This is a genomic window from Pseudoduganella guangdongensis (genome assembly GCF_009857475.1).
Classification (GTDB): domain Bacteria; phylum Pseudomonadota; class Gammaproteobacteria; order Burkholderiales; family Burkholderiaceae_D; genus Rugamonas; species Rugamonas guangdongensis.
Map to the genome: position 1 here is coordinate 81,231 of NZ_WWCJ01000004.1, position 16,599 is coordinate 97,829.

Genomic DNA, 16,599 nt, shown 5'->3' on the forward strand with positions numbered 1-16,599 from the left:
ACTATGAGCATGGTTGAAGTGAAAGTCCCGGATATCGGCGACTTCAAGGAAGTTGAAGTCATCGAGCTGATGGTCAAGGTGGGCGATACGATCAAGGTCGACCAGTCGCTGCTGACCGTTGAATCGGACAAGGCATCGATGGAGATCCCTTCGTCGCAAGCCGGCGTCGTCAAGGAAATCAAAGTGAAGGTCGGCGACAAGGTCGCTGAAGGCTCGCTGGTGCTGATCGTCGACGCCGTCGGCGGCGCCGCTCCAGCCGCCGCGCCGTCCGCCGCCGCGTCCGCACCAGCGCCTGCGCCGGCCGCAGCTCCAGCTGCCGCGCCGTCCAGCAGCACTGCAGCCGCAGCGCCGGCAGCAGCCTCGGCGCCAGCGGTGAACGGCAAACTGGCCCACGCCTCCCCATCCGTCCGCAAGTTCGCCCGCGAACTGGGCGTGGATGTGGCCCGCGTCGGCGGCACCGGCCCGAAAGGCCGCGTGACCCAGCTGGACGTGCAGAACTACGTCAAAGGCATCGTCTCCGGCGCCGTCGCAGCACCGAACGCCGCCCCAGCCGCCGCCGGTGGCGGTGCAGGCCTGAACCTGCTGCCATGGCCATCGCTGGACTTCAGCAAGTTCGGCGAAACCGAGCTGTCCCCGCTGCCGCGCATCAAGAAGATCTCCGGCCCGAACCTTCACCGCAACTGGGTGATGATCCCGCACGTCACGCAATTCGAAGACGCCGACATCACCGACCTGGAGCAGTTCCGCGTCGACAGCAACAACGCCAACGCCAAGAACAAGGACGCCACCAAGCTCACCATGCTGGCGTTCGTGATCAAAGCATCCGTCACCGCGCTGAAGAAATTCCCGACCTTCAATTCGTCGCTGGACGAAAAGGGCGAGAACCTGATCCTGAAGAAGTACTACAACATCGGCTTCGCCGCCGACACGCCGCAAGGCCTGGTAGTACCGGTCGTGAAGAACGCCGACCAGAAGTCCGTGACCCAGATCGCCAAGGAAATGGGCGAACTGTCGCTGGCAGCGCGCGAAGGCAAGCTGAAGCCGACCGACATGCAAGGCGCCTGCTTCACCATCTCCTCGCTGGGTGGCATTGGCGGCACCGCCTTCACCCCGATCGTGAACGCACCGGAAGTGGCGATCCTCGGCCTGTCCAAGTCCTCCATGAAGCCAGTATGGGACGGCAAGCAGTTCGTGCCGCGCCTGATGCTGCCGCTGTCGCTGTCCTACGACCACCGCGTGGTCGACGGCGCGTCCGGTGCACGCTTCGCCGCATACCTGGCCGAAGTACTGGCCGATATGCGCAAGATCCTGCTGTAAGGAGGCCACGATGATCGAAGTTAAAGTACCGAACATCGGCGACTTCAAGGACGTTGAAGTGATCGAACTGCTGGTCAAGGTTGGCGACACCGTCAAGGTGGACCAATCGCTGGCCACCGTGGAATCCGACAAGGCATCCATGGAGATCCCATCGACCCATGCAGGCGTGATCAAGGAACTCAAGATCAAGGTCGGCGACAAGGTCAATGAAGGCTCTCCGCTGATGGTGCTGGAGGAGGCCGCAGGCGCCGCCGCAGCCGCACCAGCGGCCGCTGCACCGTCCGCGCCAGCCTCCGCCCCGGCGGCAGCACCCGCCCCGGCCCCAGCGCCGGCCGCGCCAGCGACCGCGCCTGCGGCCGGCGGCTACGCCGGCCAGGTCGACATCAGCTGCGACATGATGGTCCTGGGCGGCGGCCCAGGCGGCTACTCCGCCGCCTTCCGCTCCGCAGACCTGGGCATGAACACCGTCCTGATCGAGAAATACGCGACCCTGGGCGGCGTCTGCCTGAACGTTGGCTGTATCCCATCGAAAGCCCTGCTGCACCTGGCAGCCGTGGTGGACGAAACCAGCCACATGGCCAAGAACGGCGTCACTTTCGCCAAGCCGACCATCGACATCGACCAGGTGCGCAGCTACAAGGAAGGCGTCATCAAAAAGATGACTACCGGCCTGTCCGGCATGGCCAAGATGCGCAAGGTGAATGTGGTGCAGGGCGTAGGCCAGTTCCTCAGCCCGAACCATATCGAAGTCACCGCAGGCGACGGCAGCAAGAAAGTGGTCCAGTTCAAGCAGGCCATCATCGCCGCCGGTTCCAGCGTGGTGAAGCTGCCGTTCGTCCCGGAAGACAACCGCATCGTCGACAGCACCGGCGCGCTCGAACTGCGCTTCATGCCGAAGAGGATGCTGGTCATCGGCGGCGGCATCATCGGCCTGGAAATGGCCACCGTGTACAGCACCTTCGGCGCACGCATTGACGTCGTTGAGATGATGGACGGCCTGATGCAAGGCGCCGACCGCGAAGCCGTCAAAGTCTGGCAGAAGTACAACGAAAAGCGCTTCGACCGCATCATGACCAAAACCAAGACCGTCGGCGTGGAAGCGCTGCCGGAAGGGATTAAAGTCACCTTCGAAGCCGCCGAAGCCGGCGCCACCGCACCGGAACCGCAGCTGTACGACATGGTCCTGGTGGCGGTAGGCCGCAGCCCGAACGGCAAGAAGCTCGCCGCCGACAAAGCCGGCGTGATCGTCACCGAGCGCGGCTTCATCGACGTCGACAAGCAGATGCGCACCAACGTGCCGCACATCTTCGCCATTGGCGACATCGTCGGCCAACCGATGCTCGCGCACAAAGCCGTGCACGAAGCCCACGTCGCCGCCGAAGCCGCCCACGGCGAGAAAGCCTACTTCGACGCCAAGATCATTCCATCGGTGGCCTACACCGATCCGGAAGTGGCATGGGCCGGCATCACCGAGGACGAAGCCAAAGCCAAAGGCATTAAGGTGGAGAAGGGCCACTTCCCATGGGCCGCCAGCGGCCGCGCCGTTGCCAACGGCCGTGACGAAGGCTTCACCAAGCTGCTGTTCGACGCCGAGACCCACCGCATCATCGGCGGCACGATTGTCGGCACCCACGCCGGCGACATGATCGGCGAGATCGCACTGGCCATCGAAATGGGCGCCGACGGCGTGGACATCGGCAAAACGATCCACCCGCACCCAACGCTGGGCGAATCGATCGGCATGGCCGCCGAAGCCTACGAAGGCGTCTGCACCGACCTCCCGCCCCCCCGCAAACGCTAAAAAGCAACTTTTGTCCGCCCTGGGGTCAGGAAGAAAGGTGGACATTTTCCTGTAGTTATCGCGCAGCTTCGGCTGCGCGTATTCTTTGTACTGTCTTGGTCGATACCTGGAAGTGCTCGGCGATCTCGGCCGGGCTGTAATGCCCTGAAAGGATGGCTTCCGCAATGGCGTGCTGGCGGTCTTGCTTGCCATTGACGGCAGGCAGGGCCGGCGGTCGCAGCGGATCGCGCCCGCCAATGCCCGCTGCCACGAAATCGCAGAATGCGCTGGTGCGCTCCGCATCGGTCTTGCCGTGGAAGCGCTTGCGGATGGTTTCCGTATCCAGCCAATCGGGCGCCACGGCAAGCCCGGCGGTTGCCCGATAGCTGCTCCAAAGCCATTCCTCCGCACAGGCCGCCAAGCCCGCCCGCACCGGGTTCAGGGGGATGTAGCGGGCCAGTTCCATGAAATGTTCTTCCTGCTCCAGCAGCACGGAGTGGAAGCGGCCCTGCAGCACATGCCCCGTCAAGCCATGCCGCACGTTGAACACCTGCGCATACAGGCAGTTAATGTAGTGCATGGCTTCGGAGAGGTTGGCGGTCGGCGTCTCCACCAGCAGGTGGTAGTGGTTCGGCATCTGGCAATACGCATGGCAGACGAAACCGAATCGATCCGCCGCGCGGGCGACGATGGTCTGCCAGCTCAGAAAATCGAGCTTATCGTGAAAGATGATGGCCTTGCGATTGCCACGCGCGGTGACGTGGTGCATGGCGCCAGGGAACTGGGTGCGAGGTGGTCGGCTCATTCACCGACGATAGCACTCCAAAAATGCGGCAATCTGATCTAAATCAGATGAAAGGCAGGGGCCAGGAGAAAAAATGTCCACTTTTCTTCCTGACCCCAAAACGGACATTTACTTCTGGATGCGGTATTGCTCGAAGTTCTGGTTGTAGTCGGCCCAGTTGTCGTCCAGCATTTTGGAGAACTGGTCCATGAAGTAGGCTTTCGCTTCTTCCTTCTTGGCGTTGAAGGCGTCCGGTTCACCGTTGGCGCGCGCGACCAGGAAGGTGTTGTAGCGGGCGGCGGCGAAGATCAGGGAGGCGCCTACCAGCTGCGGTGCGCCGCGGTTGCTGGTCTCGTGGGCGTTGGCGAGTGCGATGTAGGCGTCGATGTTCTCGAAGAACTTCTGGTCGTCGATCTTCTGCTGCTCGTTCAGTTGCTGTTCGTTCGGTTGCTGTTGCTGTTGGTCGCTCATGTTCTACTACCAAAAAAGTACATTAGGGGCGGCCATCCTGACACAGGATGCGCTTTGCCGCAATAAAAAACCGGGCGATCTGCCCGGTTTGTTGTCAGCTCGCTATGAAGCGCTCTGGTATTTCAATGCCGCCGCTATTGGCAGCTTCCGCATAGGCCTTGAGTTCATTGATCGCCGCATCCAGGTGTTCCTTGTTCGGGTTTTCCTGGAAGCCTCTGATGCGCTCGTTGATGGTGGCGACTTTCCTGCTCCATTCGAGCCGATCGACCTTGCTCATACATCCTCCTACTGTAGTTATGGTTTTGAGGAGTCCAGTATCCGGCAGCGGGCCAACGCTACACCGTGCGCTGCCGCACACAGGCTTACCGCCTCAGCGCGCCATGCAGGAAGAGGTCGACGCCCTGTTCAATGTCCTCGGGCGTGGTGGCGACGCCGCAGCGCGAATCGAACAGGAAGCGGCGCAGCTGGTCGCCCATCAGGCAGTTCATGAAGTACACCGCCAGGCGCTCGGGCGGCGCGTCGGTGCTGAGCTGGGCCTTGATGTCGGGGCGGGCGAAGTAGCGCGCCAGCAGCTCGCGCGTCTGGCGCGGGCCGGCATCCCAGAAGGCTTCCGCCAGGTCGGGATTGGCGTGCGATTCGGCCACCACGATCTGGTACAGCGCAGTGGCGGCCGGGGTGCTGACCAGGCTGTGGAAGCGCATGCCGAATTCCAGCAGGGTGTCGCGCATAGGGCGGTTCACAGTTTCCATGACGCTCGGGTCGAATGCGCCGGCCCGGTAGCGCAGCAGGATGGCCTTGAGCAGGCCGGCCTTGCCGCCGAACTTCACGTAAATCGTGCGCACGGCCACCCGCGCTTCCTTGGCGATGGCTTCCAGGCTGACCTTGCTATAGCCCTTTTCGAGGATCAGGCGTCCCGCCGTATCCATCAGGTCGTTCAGGCGCGCCTCGGCATCGGCGGCCTTGGGGCGGCCGGCTTTGACTGGCTCAGGGAGTTGTTCGACAGACATGATTGAAAACCGTACGTAATGCCCGGAGGCTATCAGATAGCTGCACTTTATTCCACTTTAAAATGAAATGCAATCGTTTCATTTCTTGACTTTGATCAAGGCTTCGCCAATAATGCAATGAACTCATTTCATTTCTAGGGAGCCCTCCCCATGTCCCAGCACAATCCAGCTGAACAAAAAGTGCTCAGCGCTGTCCCGGCAGCCGCCACGCCTCCTAACCGCCGCGTCCTGGTGATCGCCGGCCTGATTACCCTGGCCGCCCTGGTCGCCGGTGGCCGCATGTGGTACCGCAGCCATCACTACGTGGAAACCGAAAACGCTTACGTGGCAGGCCACGTGCATCCGGTGTCGGCGCGTATTGCCGGCGTGGTGACCAAGGTGCTGGTGGACGATAACCAGCTGGTGAAGGCGGGCGATGTGATCGCCGAACTCGATCCTTTCGACCAGCAGGTGAAGGTGGAGCAGATCCAGGCGCAAATCGCCAGCGTGCAGCAGCAGATCCTGCAAGCCGATGCACAAGTGGCGCAGGTGAACGCGCAAGCCAGCGCCGCCGCCGCGCAAATCGCGCAATCGCAGGCCAACCTGGTGCGCGCCTCGCAGGACGCGGAGCGTTACGGCCAGCTGTACACCAGCCAGATGAAGGCTGTGTCGAAAGCTGAACTGGATGCCGCCAATGCCGCCCGCGCCGCCGCCACCGCAGATGTGGCAGCCCGCAAGGACAGCGCCGTCGCCGCGAAGGCGCAGATCGGCGCCGCCACTTCCGCGCGCGAAGTGTTGAAGGCGCAAGTCAAAGTATTGCAAGTGCAGTTGAAGGACGCGCAGCAGCAACTGGCGTACAACCGCGTCGTGGCCCCGGTCACGGGCCGCGTCGGCAAGCGCAACCTGGAAGTGGGCCAGCGCGTGCAGCCGGGCCAGCAACTGGTGGCACTGGTGCAGGACAATGTCTGGATCACCGCCAACTTCAAGGAAACCCAGCTCGCCGATATGCGCGTGGGCCAGGAAGTGGCGCTGACCATCGATGCGCTGCCGGGCAAGGAACTGGTTGGCCGCGTGGACTCCTTCTCGCCAGCCTCCGGCGCGCAGTTCGCGCTGCTGCCGGCCGATAACGCCACCGGCAATTTCACCAAGATCGTGCAGCGCGTGCCGGTCAAGATCACCCTCAAGCCGGAAGACCTGAAGGCGCTGGATGGCCGCCTGGTGCCAGGCATGTCCGCCATCGCTGAAGTCAGCATCGCATCGAACGCTAAAGTCGCGAACGCAAAATGAGCGCCCCAATGACGGTGCCGGAAGGCCCGGTATCCGCCCGCACCTGGGTCGCCGTTGCAGCAGGCATGCTGGGCGCCTTCATGGCGGTGCTGGATATCCAGATCACCAACTCCTCGCTGCGCGACATCCTGGGCGCGCTGAACGCCACGCAGGAAGAGGGCTCGTGGATTTCGACCGCCTACCTGGTGGCCGAGATCATCGTGATCCCGCTGACGGCGCTGCTGACGCGCACCTTCGGCATGCGCGGCTACATGATGGGCACCACCGGCTTGTTCCTGGTGTTTTCCACCCTGTGCGCCGCGGCCTGGAACCTGGAAAGCATGATCCTGTTCCGTATGATGCAGGGCTTTACCGGCGGCGCGTTGATCCCGATGGCGATGACCCTGGTCATGGCCAAGCTGCCGCCCTCCAAGCGCGCGGCCGGCATGGCCATCTTCGGCCTGACCGCCACGCTGGCGCCTTCCATGGGACCGACCCTGGGCGGCTACCTGAGCGAGCTGTATGGCTGGCCGTCGATCTTCTATATCAACTGGGTGCCCGGCCTGCTGCTGATTGCCGGCGTGGCCTGGGGCCTTGATCCGGAAGAGCGCAAGCTGAAAGAACTGCTGAACGCCGACTGGCTGGGCATCGCCTTCATGGCGCTGGGCCTGGGCTGCCTGACCATTTTCCTGGAAGAGGGCAATAGCAAGGACTGGTTTGAATCCGGCTTCATCATTGCGTTTGCCGGCCTGTCGCTGGTGGGCTTGCTGGGTTGGGTGGTGACCAGCGCGATGCGCCCCAATCCTTTTGTTAACCTGGGCCTGTTCGCGCAGCGTAACTTCCTGGTGGCGTCCGCGCTGGCGGCGGTAATGGGCATGGGCCTGTACGGCTCGTCCTTCCTGTTGCCGCTGTATCTGGGCCAGATCGCCGGCTACTCGCCGATGCAGATCGGCGAAGTGATCATGTGGGCCGGCTTGCCGCAGCTGTTCATCATGCCGTTTGCGGCCAAGCTGTCGATGAAGGTGGATAACCGCATCCTGTGCTCGATCGGCCTGGGGCTGTTCGGCGTGTCCTGCATCATGAACGGCTATATGGACGCGAGCACCGGCTACGACCAGCTGCTGCTGTCGCAGGTGGTGCGCGCGCTGGGCCAGCCCTTTGTCATGCTGACGCTGTCGAACTTCGCCATGAATGGCATTTCGCCCAAGGATACGCCTTCCGCTTCCAGCCTGTTCAACATGATCCGCAACCTGGGCGGCTCGATCGGCATCGCCCTGCTGGCGACACAGCTGACGCAGCGCGAGCACTTCCACTCGGCGCGCCTGGGCGAGGCGGTGAACGGCTTCTCCGCCGCCACCCAGCTGCGCCTGGACCAGCTGACGCAGAACTTCATCAGCAAGGGCTTCGACCCGGTCACCGCGTCGGACAAGGCGCTGAAAGCGATCGACGGCATTGTGCGGCGCGAGTCGTTTGTGATGGCTTACAACGACGGCTTCCTGATCGTGGGCGCCATCCTGCTGTCCTGCATCCTGATCCTGTGGCTGTCCGATAAAGTGAAATCGCCTTCGGGCGGCGGCGCTGGTGCGCACTGAAAGAGAGAACGAATATGAACATCAAATTGATTGCAATGGCAGTAAGCGCAGCGGCAGTGCTGGCGGGCTGCGGCACCGTGGGCAGCGACTTCAAGGCCCCGGCCGAGATGAAGGAGCAAGCCTTCCGCCACGCCGCGCCTGGCGCACCGGCTGAAGCGCAACTGCCGGCGCAGTGGTGGACCGTGTTCAGCGACGACACGCTGAACCGGCTTGAGCACCAGGCCCTGCGCGACAGCCCGACCGTGAAGGCGGCGGCGCAGCGCCTGTTCCAGGCCGAAGCGCAATTGGGCCTGGCGCGTGCCAGCCAGCTGCCTTCCGTCACGGTGAGCACCGGCGTTTCCAACTCGCGCACCTCGGCCAATACTTCGCAGGGTCTCGCCCTGGGCCAGCGCTCGATCCACGGCAATAACTACTCGGTTGCCGCCGGCTTCTCGTATGAGCTGGACCTGTTCGGCCGCGTGCGCCGCGCCGTGGAATCGGCCGACGCGCAGGCCCTGGCCGCGCGCCACGACCGCGACGGCGTGCTCTTGCTGCTGTCTTCGCAAATCGCCACCACCTACTGGCAGTTGCGCGGCCTGGACGCCGAAATGGCGATCCTGCGCGGCGCCCTGGCGACCCGCAAGGAAAGCGAAGAACTGGTGAACGCCCGCTTCAACGCCGGCCTCTCTAATGAGCTGGACACCTCGCGCGCCCGCATCGAACGCGCCAATGCCGAAGCCGACCTGGAAGAAGTGCAACGCCAACGCAACACGCTGGAGCACGCGCTGGCCGTGCTGGTGGGCGCCTCGCCGAGCAGCATGCAACTGCCTGTCGCCGCTGCTGCGGAACTGCCGGCGCCGCCGGTGATTCCCGCCGGCCTGCCGGCCAGCCTGCTGTCGCACCGTCCCGACCTGGCGGCCAGCGTGGAGATCCTGCGTGCCACCAACGCCAATGTCGGCGTGGCGGAAGGCGCCTTCTATCCATCGGTCAGCCTGACCGGCAATTTTGGTTTCGCATCGGAGAGCCTGGGCGATATCGGCAAAGGCGGCTCGCGCGTCTTCAGCGCCGGCCCGCTGGCCCTGTCGCTGCCGATCTTTGACGGCGGCCGCAACCAGTCCAACCTGACCGCCGCCAAAGCCCGCTACGAAGAAGCCGTAGCCAACCACGAAGGCAAGCTGCTGACCGCACTGCGCGAAGTGGAAGACGCCCTGTCCGACCTGCAGCAGCGCGGGCAGCAAGGCAAAGCCCAGCTGGTGTCGCGCCAGGCCGCCACCCGCGCCTACGACGTCGCCCGCGCCCGTTACGAGCGCGGCCTCAGCACCTACCTCGACGTCACCGACGCCCAACGCAGCGCGTTGGCCGCCGACCGCGCCGCCGCGCAAATCAACACCCAGCGCCTGCTGGCCACCGTCAGCGTCGCCCGCGCCCTGGGCGGCGGCTGGTAAAGTTCGGGACCGGAAAAATGGGGACGTACCCTATTTTTCGCTGCGCGAAAAATAGGGTACGTCCCCATTTTTTCCGGCTCCGAGTTGCGCTAACATGAAGTCGATGAAGCTGGTCAGCTTGGGTGTTGGCTGGCGGTCGCGCGGGTAGAGCAGGTGCATGGGGCGCGGAGTGGGCAGGTAGTCGTCCAGCACGCGCACCAGGCGGCCGGCGGCGATGTCTTGCGCCAGCGCTGTCTCGGCTTGCATGATCAAGCCGAAGCCTTTCAGCGCGGCCTGCTTCAGGGCGTAGCTGTTGTTGGCGCGCAGGCGGCTCAGGGGAATGTGGCGGGCGTCCTTGTCGCCTTTCAGGCGCCAGCGCGCTTGCGGCACCCAGCCGCTGAATTCCAGGCATTCGTGCCGCGCCAGGTCGGAAGGTACCTGCGGCACACCGCGCCGTGCGAAGTATTCCGGGGCACCGCAGATCACCACGCCATACGGCCGCAACGGCCGCGCTACCAGCGATGAATCTTCCAGCGTGCCGATGCGCACGGCGATGTCGAATCCTTCTTCCACTAAATCGATCATGCGGTCGTTCAGGCTGAGGTCCACGCTGACTTCGGGGTGCATCTCGAGGTAGGCGGGCAGCATGGGGCTGAGCCACTCCATGCCGAACGAGACCGCCGTGGTGATCTTCAATACGCCGCGCGGCGTCACGCGCATGGTTTCGGCCAGGCTTTCGGCGGCGTTGATCTGGGCCAGGATGGCGCGGCATTGCTCGGCATACTGGCGCCCGATTTCGGTCAGCGACTGGCGCCGCGTGGTGCGCGCGAGCAGGGCTGCGCCCAGCGTCTTCTCCAGCTCGCGCACGTGCTTGCCCACCATGACGGCGGACATGCCGAAGCGCTCGGCCGCTGCCGTGAAGCTACCGCTGTCGACGGCGGCGACGAAGATTTCCATGCTGCGCAGCTTGTCCATTGCTAACCATGAGTTCGTAATTAACTAAATGATAGCTCATTTATTCCTGTGGTGACGGAGTGCATACTGGCTTCACTTTGAAACCCAACAGGAGAAAGCACATGAAGAAGATTATCGTTATCGGCGCCTCGGGCACCATCGGCAAGGGCATCGTGGAACAACTGGGCTTGCGCCATGAAGTGATCTGCGTGGGCCGCAACAGCGGCCAGTACCAGGTGAAGATCGAGGATCCCGCCTCGGTGCAGGCGCTGTTCGAAACAGTGGGCAAGGTGGACGGCGTGGTGGTGGCTGCCGGCGATGCGCATTTCGGCGCGCTGCAGGAAATGACCCCTGAGCAGTTTTACGTCGGCCTCAATTCCAAGTTGATGGGGCAGGTGAATGTGGCCCTGGCGGCGCAAAAATACCTGAACGACGGCGGCTCGATTACGCTGACCAGCGGCAGCCTGTCGCACAACCCGATCCGTTACGGCGTCAATGCCGGTACCGTCAATGCGGCCGTGGATGGCTTTGTGCTGGGCGCTGCGGTTGAGCTGCCGCGCGGCCTGCGCATCAACGCCGTTAGTCCGACCCTGGTCGATGAGTCGGTCGACACGTACGGTCCTTATTTCTACGGCATGGAAACGGTCCCTGTGAAGCGGGCCGCCCTGGCCTACAGCCGCAGCGTGGAAGGCGCGGACAACGGCAAGACCTATCGCGTGTGGTAATGCGTACGGTTCCGGTGCTTGGCGGCGCGGGCACCATCGGCAGCGCATGCTGACTGACGGCCGCCAGAGCGGCGACTTGCGCGTGGCCATCGAAGATATCGCATCGGTGCGCGGCATGTTCTCGGCGGCGGGCCCGGCAGCCCGTGTGGCGCGTGCCGACAGCCGTTGCGTGGAAGGCGCGGAGAGCGGAAAAACTTACCGCGCCTGGTAGGGCGGGGCATACAATGTGGCCTTCCTTTTAACATAGAGAAAAGGCCACATGAAAAACCTCCTGTCCCCGCTGGTGCTGGCGATTGCCAGCGCTACCGCCACCGCTGCGCCGGCCGATGTGGCCGAACTGCAGAAAATGACCAAACGCTACGCGCCGGTGCAATTGAAGGCCGATGCGTCGCAACTGTCGGCGGGCGACCGCCAGGCGATCCGCAAATTGATCGAGGCGGCCAAAATCGTCGATACGCTGCAGCTGCGCCAGCGCTGGTCCGGCAACGAGGCCCTGTACGCGGCGCTGCAAAAGGACAAGTCGGCGCTGGGCAAGGCGCGCGCCGACTACTTCTGGCTCAATAAGGGCCCCTGGTCCATCCTGGATGACAACAAGTCCTTCCTGCCGGCGGAAGTAGCGGGCATCAAGGTGCCGGCGCAAAAGCCCGCAGCGTCGAACTTCTATCCGGAAGGCGCGAGCAAGGAGCAGCTTGAGTCCTGGATCAACGGCCTGTCCGCCGCCCAGAAGCAGGAAGCGCAGTGGTTCTTCACCACCATCCGCAAGGGCGACGACGGCAAGTTCAAGGTCGTTAAATACTCGGATGAATACAAGCCGGAGCTGGAGAAACTGGCCAAGCTGCTGAAGGAGGCGTCCGCCGCCACCAGCAACGCCTCGCTGAAGAGATTCCTCGACCTGCGCGCCGACGCTTTCCTGTCCAACGATTACCTGCCGTCCGATTTCGCGTGGATGGACCTCGATTCGCCGGTCGATGTCACTATCGGCCCGTACGAAACCTATAACGATGAACTGTTTGGCTACAAGGCCGCCTTCGAAGCCTACGTCAGCATCCGCGACGAGAAGGAAACCCGCAAGCTGGACTTCTTCGCCAAGCATATGCAGGAGCTGGAAGACAACCTGCCGGTCGATCCGCAATACCGCAACCCTAAAGTCGGCGCGGTGGCGCCGATGGTGGTGGTGAACCAGGTGTACGGCGCTGGCGACGGCAATATGGGCGTGCAGACCGCTGCCTACAACCTGCCGAACGATGAGCGCATCATCAGCCAGCGCGGCTCCAAGCGCGTGATGCTGAAGAACGTGCAGGAAGAGAAATTCAAGGCGACCCTGACGCCGATCTCGAAGATCGTGCTGCGCCCGCAGGACCAGAAGGACCTGGACTTTAATTCCTTCTTCACCCACATCCTGGCGCACGAGATCACGCACGGCCTGGGCCCGCACAGCACCAAGGGCGGTTCCACGCCGCGCCAGGACTTGAAGGATGCCTATTCCACCATCGAGGAAGCGAAAGCCGATATGACCGGCCTGTTCGCGCTGATCTACATGATGGACAAGGGCCAGCTGAAGGATTCGCTGGGGCAGGGCGAAGCGGCGGAGCGCAAGCTGTTCACCACCTTCCTCGCGTCCGGCTTCCGCACGCTGCACTTCGGCCTGACCTCCTCGCACGCGCGCGGCATGGCGATCCAGATGAACTACCTGCTGGATAAGGGCGGCTTCGTATCGCACGGCGACGGCACCTTCTCGGTGGATTTCAAGAAGATCAAACAGGCGGTCAGCGATCTTGACCGCGAGTTCCTCACCATCGAGGCGACCGGCGATTACGCGCGCGCCAAGGACATGATGGCGAAGTACGTGGTCATCCGTCCCGACGTGCAGAAGGCCTTGGACAAGATGAAAACGGTACCGAACGACATCCGTCCTTCTTTCCCGACTGCCAACTCCTTGCTCGCAAAATAAAGTTGCCGACTAGCTCAGCCAATATTTTGTAACAGCCCGGAAACTCCGGTAACAGCTTGCCGTAAGGCATGTATAGTTGAAGCATGTTACCGGAGTTCGTCATGAAGCTGAGCCTGCCAATTCTGCTGTCTTTCTGCGCCGCCTCGGCAGGCGCCGCCCAACTGACCGAAACCGAAACGCGCTGGCTGCAAGCCGGCGCACCCGTGCTGGCCTACGCCAAGCAGGAACTCAACCTCCCCATCGATATCATCGTCCAGCCGCAAGCCGGGCCGAACGACGTGCCGCTGGCCATGGGCTTTGCCGACGGCCGCTGCAAGCTGGTGTTCTCCATGCGCGGCAACCCGCAGGCGGAAGAAGTGCTGGCCGGCGTGCCGGCTGCGCAACAGAAAGTGCTGATCGAAGCGATGACGGCGCACGAAGTGGGCCACTGCTGGCGCCAGGCGCACGGCAGCTGGCATGCCGTGCCGGCCGGCTTTGTGGAAGGCTCTCTGCAGCAGCTGGCCAGCCCGGAACTGCAGGAGTTGTCGAAGCAGATCCGCGATACGCGCCGCGAAGAAGCATTCGCCGACCTGGTAGCGCTGGCGTGGACGCAGCGCGCCAACGCGGCGCAATATCCGCAGGTGCATGCCTGGTTGATGCAGGTGCGCCAGCCGGTGGAACATGGCTCGCACAACACGCGTGCCTGGCTGCAACTCGCACGCAGCGCGACTGTGTTCGATAGCGAACGTAACCCCTTCGAACAGGCGCGGGCGTTGTGGGCTCAGGGCTTACTGAAAGACGGTCAATAACGCGACTGTGTACGCTCGCGCACAGAAGATAGTCCCAGCAAGGCGTTTAATCGCTCTGCCAACTAACCTAAAGGGGACTAACCATGAAGAAAATCCTGTGTATTTCGCTGGCTGCCCTGTTCAGCTCTTCGGTTGCCTTTGCGCAAACTGTTGATAACAACGCATACAAAGCCGCGAAGGATAGGGCTGAATCCGACTACAAAGCTGCCAAGGACCGCTGCAAGGAACTGAAGGGCAATGCTGAAGATGTCTGCAAGGAAGAGGCTAAAGTGGCGCAAGCCCGCGCAGAGTTGGATGCAACCACGCAGCACCACAACACAGCCAAGGATGTGGAGAAGTCGCGCCGCAAACTGGCTGACGCGGAATATGAACTGGCCAAGGAGCGTTGCGATGACATGAGCGGCTCCACCAAGTCGGCCTGCAAGAACGACGCCAAGTCGGCCCATAAAACCGCGCTGGCCAGTGTGAACAATCCTGCTACCAGCACCACCGCCGCCATTGCGCAGGATGCACGCCAGACTGGCTCGAACATGGCCGATACCGCGCGTGAAAAAACCGCCGATACCCGCGTTGCCATGTCGGACACCATGATCACCACCAAGGTGAAGGCTGAAATGGCGGCCGATCCCCTGGTCAAGGCCATGGACGTTCACGTGGAAACCCAGAAGGGTATCGTGATGCTGAGCGGTTTCGTGCCGTCGAAGGCCGAGGCGGACAAGGCGGTTGAACTGGCGCGCAAAGTGGAAGGCGTGCAGGAAGTGAAATCTTCCATCCAGGTCAAGAAATAATCCGGCGCCCCGCGCCCTGAAAAGCCGGCCGCTGCGCCGGCTTTTCTTTTCCACTTGATTTGATGATGATCGTCATTTATGATGATTGTCATGATAGCCCATACCCTCTCCATGCGCCTGCAACGGCGCGGCATCCACTATGCGTGGGTCATCGTTGCCTTGACCTTTTTCACCGGCCTCGCTTCCTCGGCGGCACTTGGTCTGCCGGGCGCGCTGCTGCAGCCGCTCAGTAAGGAATTCGGCTGGGGCGTGGACCAGGTGTCGTCGGCGCTGGCGCTGCGCTTTGCGCTGTTTGGACTGATCGGGCCCTTTGCGGCGATCCTGATGGAGCGCTTTGGCTTGCGCAATGTGATGGTGACGGCGCTGGGGCTGATCTGCGCGGGCTCTTTGCTGGCGCTGGGGATGACGCAGTTCTGGCAGCTGGTGCTGCTGTGGGGCGTGATGCTGGGCGTGGGGTCGGGCATGACGGCGCTGGTGCTCAGCGCGGTGGTTTCGACGCGCTGGTTTGAATCCCGTCGCGGCCTGGTGGTCGGCGTGCTGACGGCCAGTTCGGCAACCGGGCAGTTGATCTTTCTGCCGGTGGGGGCGTGGCTGGTGGAGCGCTTCGGCTGGCGCATGGCGGTGGTGCCGGTGCTGGTGGCTTGTGCGCTTGTTGCGCTGGCGGTGTTTGGGTTGATGCGCAACCGGCCGTCCGACGTTGGCCTTGCGCCCTTCGGCGCAGCCGGCCCGGCGCTGCCGGCAGCGCAGGGCGCAGGCGCAGCGCCGGTGCTGGGCTTTGCCACGCCGTTCCGCGTGCTGCGCGAAGCGTCGCGTAGCGGGGTGTTCTGGCTGCTGGCGGGCAGTTTCTTCATCTGCGGCCTGAGCACGAATGGCCTGATTCAGACCCACTTCATTTCGCTGTGCGGCGACGCGGGCATGGGGCCGGTGCCGGCGGCGTCGGTGCTGGCGATGATGGGGGCGTTCGACCTGATCGGCACCATCCTTTCCGGCTGGCTGTCGGACCGCTACGACAACCGCAAGCTGCTGTTCTGGTATTACAGCCTGCGCGGCCTGTCGCTGCTGTGGCTCCCGTATTCCGAGTTCACGCTGTACGGCCTGTCGCTGTTCGCCATGTTCTATGGCCTGGACTGGATCGCGACGGTGCCGCCGACCGTGCGCCTGGTGGCGATCACGTTCGGCAAAGAGAAAGCGGGCATGGTGTTCGGCTGGATCTTCGCCGCGCACCAGTTGGGCGCAGCGCTGGCGGCTTACGGCGCGGGCCAGGTGCGCACGCTGCTGCTGACGTATAACCCGGCGCTGCTTGCCGCCGGCGCGGCGTGCCTGGTGGCGGCGTTGATGGTGCTGGCGGTGCGCGTGCAGCCGGCGCGCGCCGCAGCGCCCGCCGGTGCGAGTGCGGCTTAAGCCATGGCGAGAATGGCGAGGCTGACGCCGACCCCGGCGAACCAGGTCAGCGTGCGCAGCGTGGCCAGGTTGCTGATGTAGATAATGCTGTACAACACGCGGATCAGGACGAAGGTCATTGCCAGGATGTCGATGCTGTCCTGGTTGGCGTGGGCTTGCTGCGCGAGGATGACGGCGGCAATGAACAGCGGCAGTGCTTCAAAGCCGTTCAGGTGGGCGGCGTGGGCGCGCCGCATCCAGCCGGCCTGGCGGCCCTCCCAATCGCGGGGGTGGGCGTTGTCGTAGCGGTCTTTGCCTTTGAACGAGGCCACTTTCGGCGTCAGTTCAACCAAAACGGGCAGCAGGCAGGCCGCGGCGATACACCAGTTTGCAACCGTCATCGAGTACTTCTCC

At 63.2% G+C, this 16,599-nt stretch carries 17 protein-coding genes; 11 read left to right on the forward strand and 6 right to left on the reverse strand.

The window, feature by feature from the left end:
* The first annotated feature begins 3 nt into the window (after positions 1 to 3).
* Positions 4 to 1,317, forward strand: a complete 1,314-nt coding sequence (gene aceF / locus GTP41_RS06405; RefSeq protein WP_161024741.1) for a dihydrolipoyllysine-residue acetyltransferase — start codon at positions 4 to 6, stop codon at positions 1,315 to 1,317.
* 10 nt (positions 1,318 to 1,327) lie between these two features.
* The gene (gene lpdA / locus GTP41_RS06410) at positions 1,328 to 3,118 is read left to right on the forward strand and encodes a dihydrolipoyl dehydrogenase (RefSeq protein ID WP_161024742.1); all 1,791 of its coding nucleotides are present in this window, start codon (positions 1,328 to 1,330) and stop codon (positions 3,116 to 3,118) included.
* A gap of 55 nt (positions 3,119 to 3,173) precedes the next feature.
* On the opposite strand, the gene GTP41_RS06415 is transcribed toward lpdA, so the two are convergent.
* From GTP41_RS06415 to GTP41_RS06425, 4 genes are all read right to left on the reverse strand, one after another.
* Complete coding sequence (locus GTP41_RS06415; RefSeq protein ID WP_161024743.1) at positions 3,174 to 3,902, reverse strand: transposase; 729 nt, start codon at positions 3,900 to 3,902, stop codon at positions 3,174 to 3,176.
* A gap of 108 nt (positions 3,903 to 4,010) precedes the next feature.
* Positions 4,011 to 4,352 carry a DUF3144 domain-containing protein gene (locus GTP41_RS06420; protein WP_161024744.1) on the reverse strand — a complete coding sequence of 114 codons (342 nt, stop codon included), beginning with the start codon at positions 4,350 to 4,352 and terminating at the stop codon, positions 4,011 to 4,013.
* A 94-nt stretch (positions 4,353 to 4,446) separates the two neighbouring features.
* Positions 4,447 to 4,629, reverse strand: coding sequence for a hypothetical protein (locus GTP41_RS27070; RefSeq protein WP_202419647.1), 183 nt, complete (start codon positions 4,627 to 4,629; stop codon positions 4,447 to 4,449).
* Between the two features lie 85 nt (positions 4,630 to 4,714).
* Positions 4,715 to 5,359 carry a TetR/AcrR family transcriptional regulator gene (locus tag GTP41_RS06425; protein WP_229502769.1) on the reverse strand — a complete coding sequence of 215 codons (645 nt, stop codon included), beginning with the start codon at positions 5,357 to 5,359 and terminating at the stop codon, positions 4,715 to 4,717.
* Positions 5,360 to 5,509: 150 nt separating this feature from the next.
* Between GTP41_RS06425 and GTP41_RS06430 the strand changes: the two genes are divergently transcribed.
* Genes GTP41_RS06430 through GTP41_RS06440 form a run of 3 tightly spaced genes read left to right on the forward strand, consistent with a single transcriptional unit; the run spans position 5,510 to position 9,620 of the window.
* A complete protein-coding gene (locus GTP41_RS06430) occupies positions 5,510 to 6,625 on the forward strand; it encodes an HlyD family secretion protein (RefSeq protein WP_161024745.1) in 1,116 nt (371 codons plus the stop codon).
* Positions 6,622 to 8,196, forward strand: a complete 1,575-nt coding sequence (locus GTP41_RS06435; RefSeq protein ID WP_161024746.1) for a DHA2 family efflux MFS transporter permease subunit — start codon at positions 6,622 to 6,624, stop codon at positions 8,194 to 8,196. The genes GTP41_RS06430 and GTP41_RS06435 overlap by 4 nt, the downstream gene beginning before the upstream one ends.
* Before the next feature lie 14 nt (positions 8,197 to 8,210).
* Positions 8,211 to 9,620, forward strand: coding sequence for an efflux transporter outer membrane subunit (locus GTP41_RS06440; RefSeq protein ID WP_161024747.1), 1,410 nt, complete (start codon positions 8,211 to 8,213; stop codon positions 9,618 to 9,620).
* Between the two features lie 30 nt (positions 9,621 to 9,650).
* Here the strand turns inward: GTP41_RS06440 and GTP41_RS06445 are convergent, their stop codons facing one another.
* The gene (locus tag GTP41_RS06445; protein WP_161024748.1) at positions 9,651 to 10,574 is read right to left on the reverse strand and encodes a LysR family transcriptional regulator; all 924 of its coding nucleotides are present in this window, start codon (positions 10,572 to 10,574) and stop codon (positions 9,651 to 9,653) included.
* A gap of 101 nt (positions 10,575 to 10,675) precedes the next feature.
* Between GTP41_RS06445 and GTP41_RS06450 the strand changes: the two genes are divergently transcribed.
* The 6 genes from GTP41_RS06450 to GTP41_RS06475 all read left to right on the forward strand — a co-directional run bounded on the left by GTP41_RS06450 (position 10,676) and on the right by GTP41_RS06475 (position 16,206).
* On the forward strand, positions 10,676 to 11,278 hold the full coding sequence (locus GTP41_RS06450; RefSeq protein WP_161024749.1) for a short chain dehydrogenase: 603 nt from the start codon (positions 10,676 to 10,678) through the stop codon (positions 11,276 to 11,278).
* 46 nt (positions 11,279 to 11,324) lie between these two features.
* Positions 11,325 to 11,489, forward strand: a complete 165-nt coding sequence (locus GTP41_RS06455) for a hypothetical protein (protein WP_161024750.1) — start codon at positions 11,325 to 11,327, stop codon at positions 11,487 to 11,489.
* Between the two features lie 48 nt (positions 11,490 to 11,537).
* Positions 11,538 to 13,229, forward strand: coding sequence for a dipeptidyl-peptidase 3 family protein (locus GTP41_RS06460; RefSeq protein ID WP_161024751.1), 1,692 nt, complete (start codon positions 11,538 to 11,540; stop codon positions 13,227 to 13,229).
* Positions 13,230 to 13,330: 101 nt separating this feature from the next.
* Positions 13,331 to 14,017, forward strand: a complete 687-nt coding sequence (locus GTP41_RS06465; protein WP_229502770.1) for a hypothetical protein — start codon at positions 13,331 to 13,333, stop codon at positions 14,015 to 14,017.
* Between the two features lie 83 nt (positions 14,018 to 14,100).
* On the forward strand, positions 14,101 to 14,805 hold the full coding sequence (locus tag GTP41_RS06470) for a BON domain-containing protein (RefSeq protein ID WP_161024753.1): 705 nt from the start codon (positions 14,101 to 14,103) through the stop codon (positions 14,803 to 14,805).
* Between the two features lie 90 nt (positions 14,806 to 14,895).
* On the forward strand, positions 14,896 to 16,206 hold the full coding sequence (locus GTP41_RS06475; RefSeq protein ID WP_161024754.1) for an MFS transporter: 1,311 nt from the start codon (positions 14,896 to 14,898) through the stop codon (positions 16,204 to 16,206).
* Here the strand turns inward: GTP41_RS06475 and GTP41_RS06480 are convergent.
* Positions 16,203 to 16,586 carry an MAPEG family protein gene (locus GTP41_RS06480; RefSeq protein WP_161024755.1) on the reverse strand — a complete coding sequence of 128 codons (384 nt, stop codon included), beginning with the start codon at positions 16,584 to 16,586 and terminating at the stop codon, positions 16,203 to 16,205. The genes GTP41_RS06475 and GTP41_RS06480 overlap by 4 nt on opposite strands.
* Positions 16,587 to 16,599: the final 13 nt, after the last annotated feature.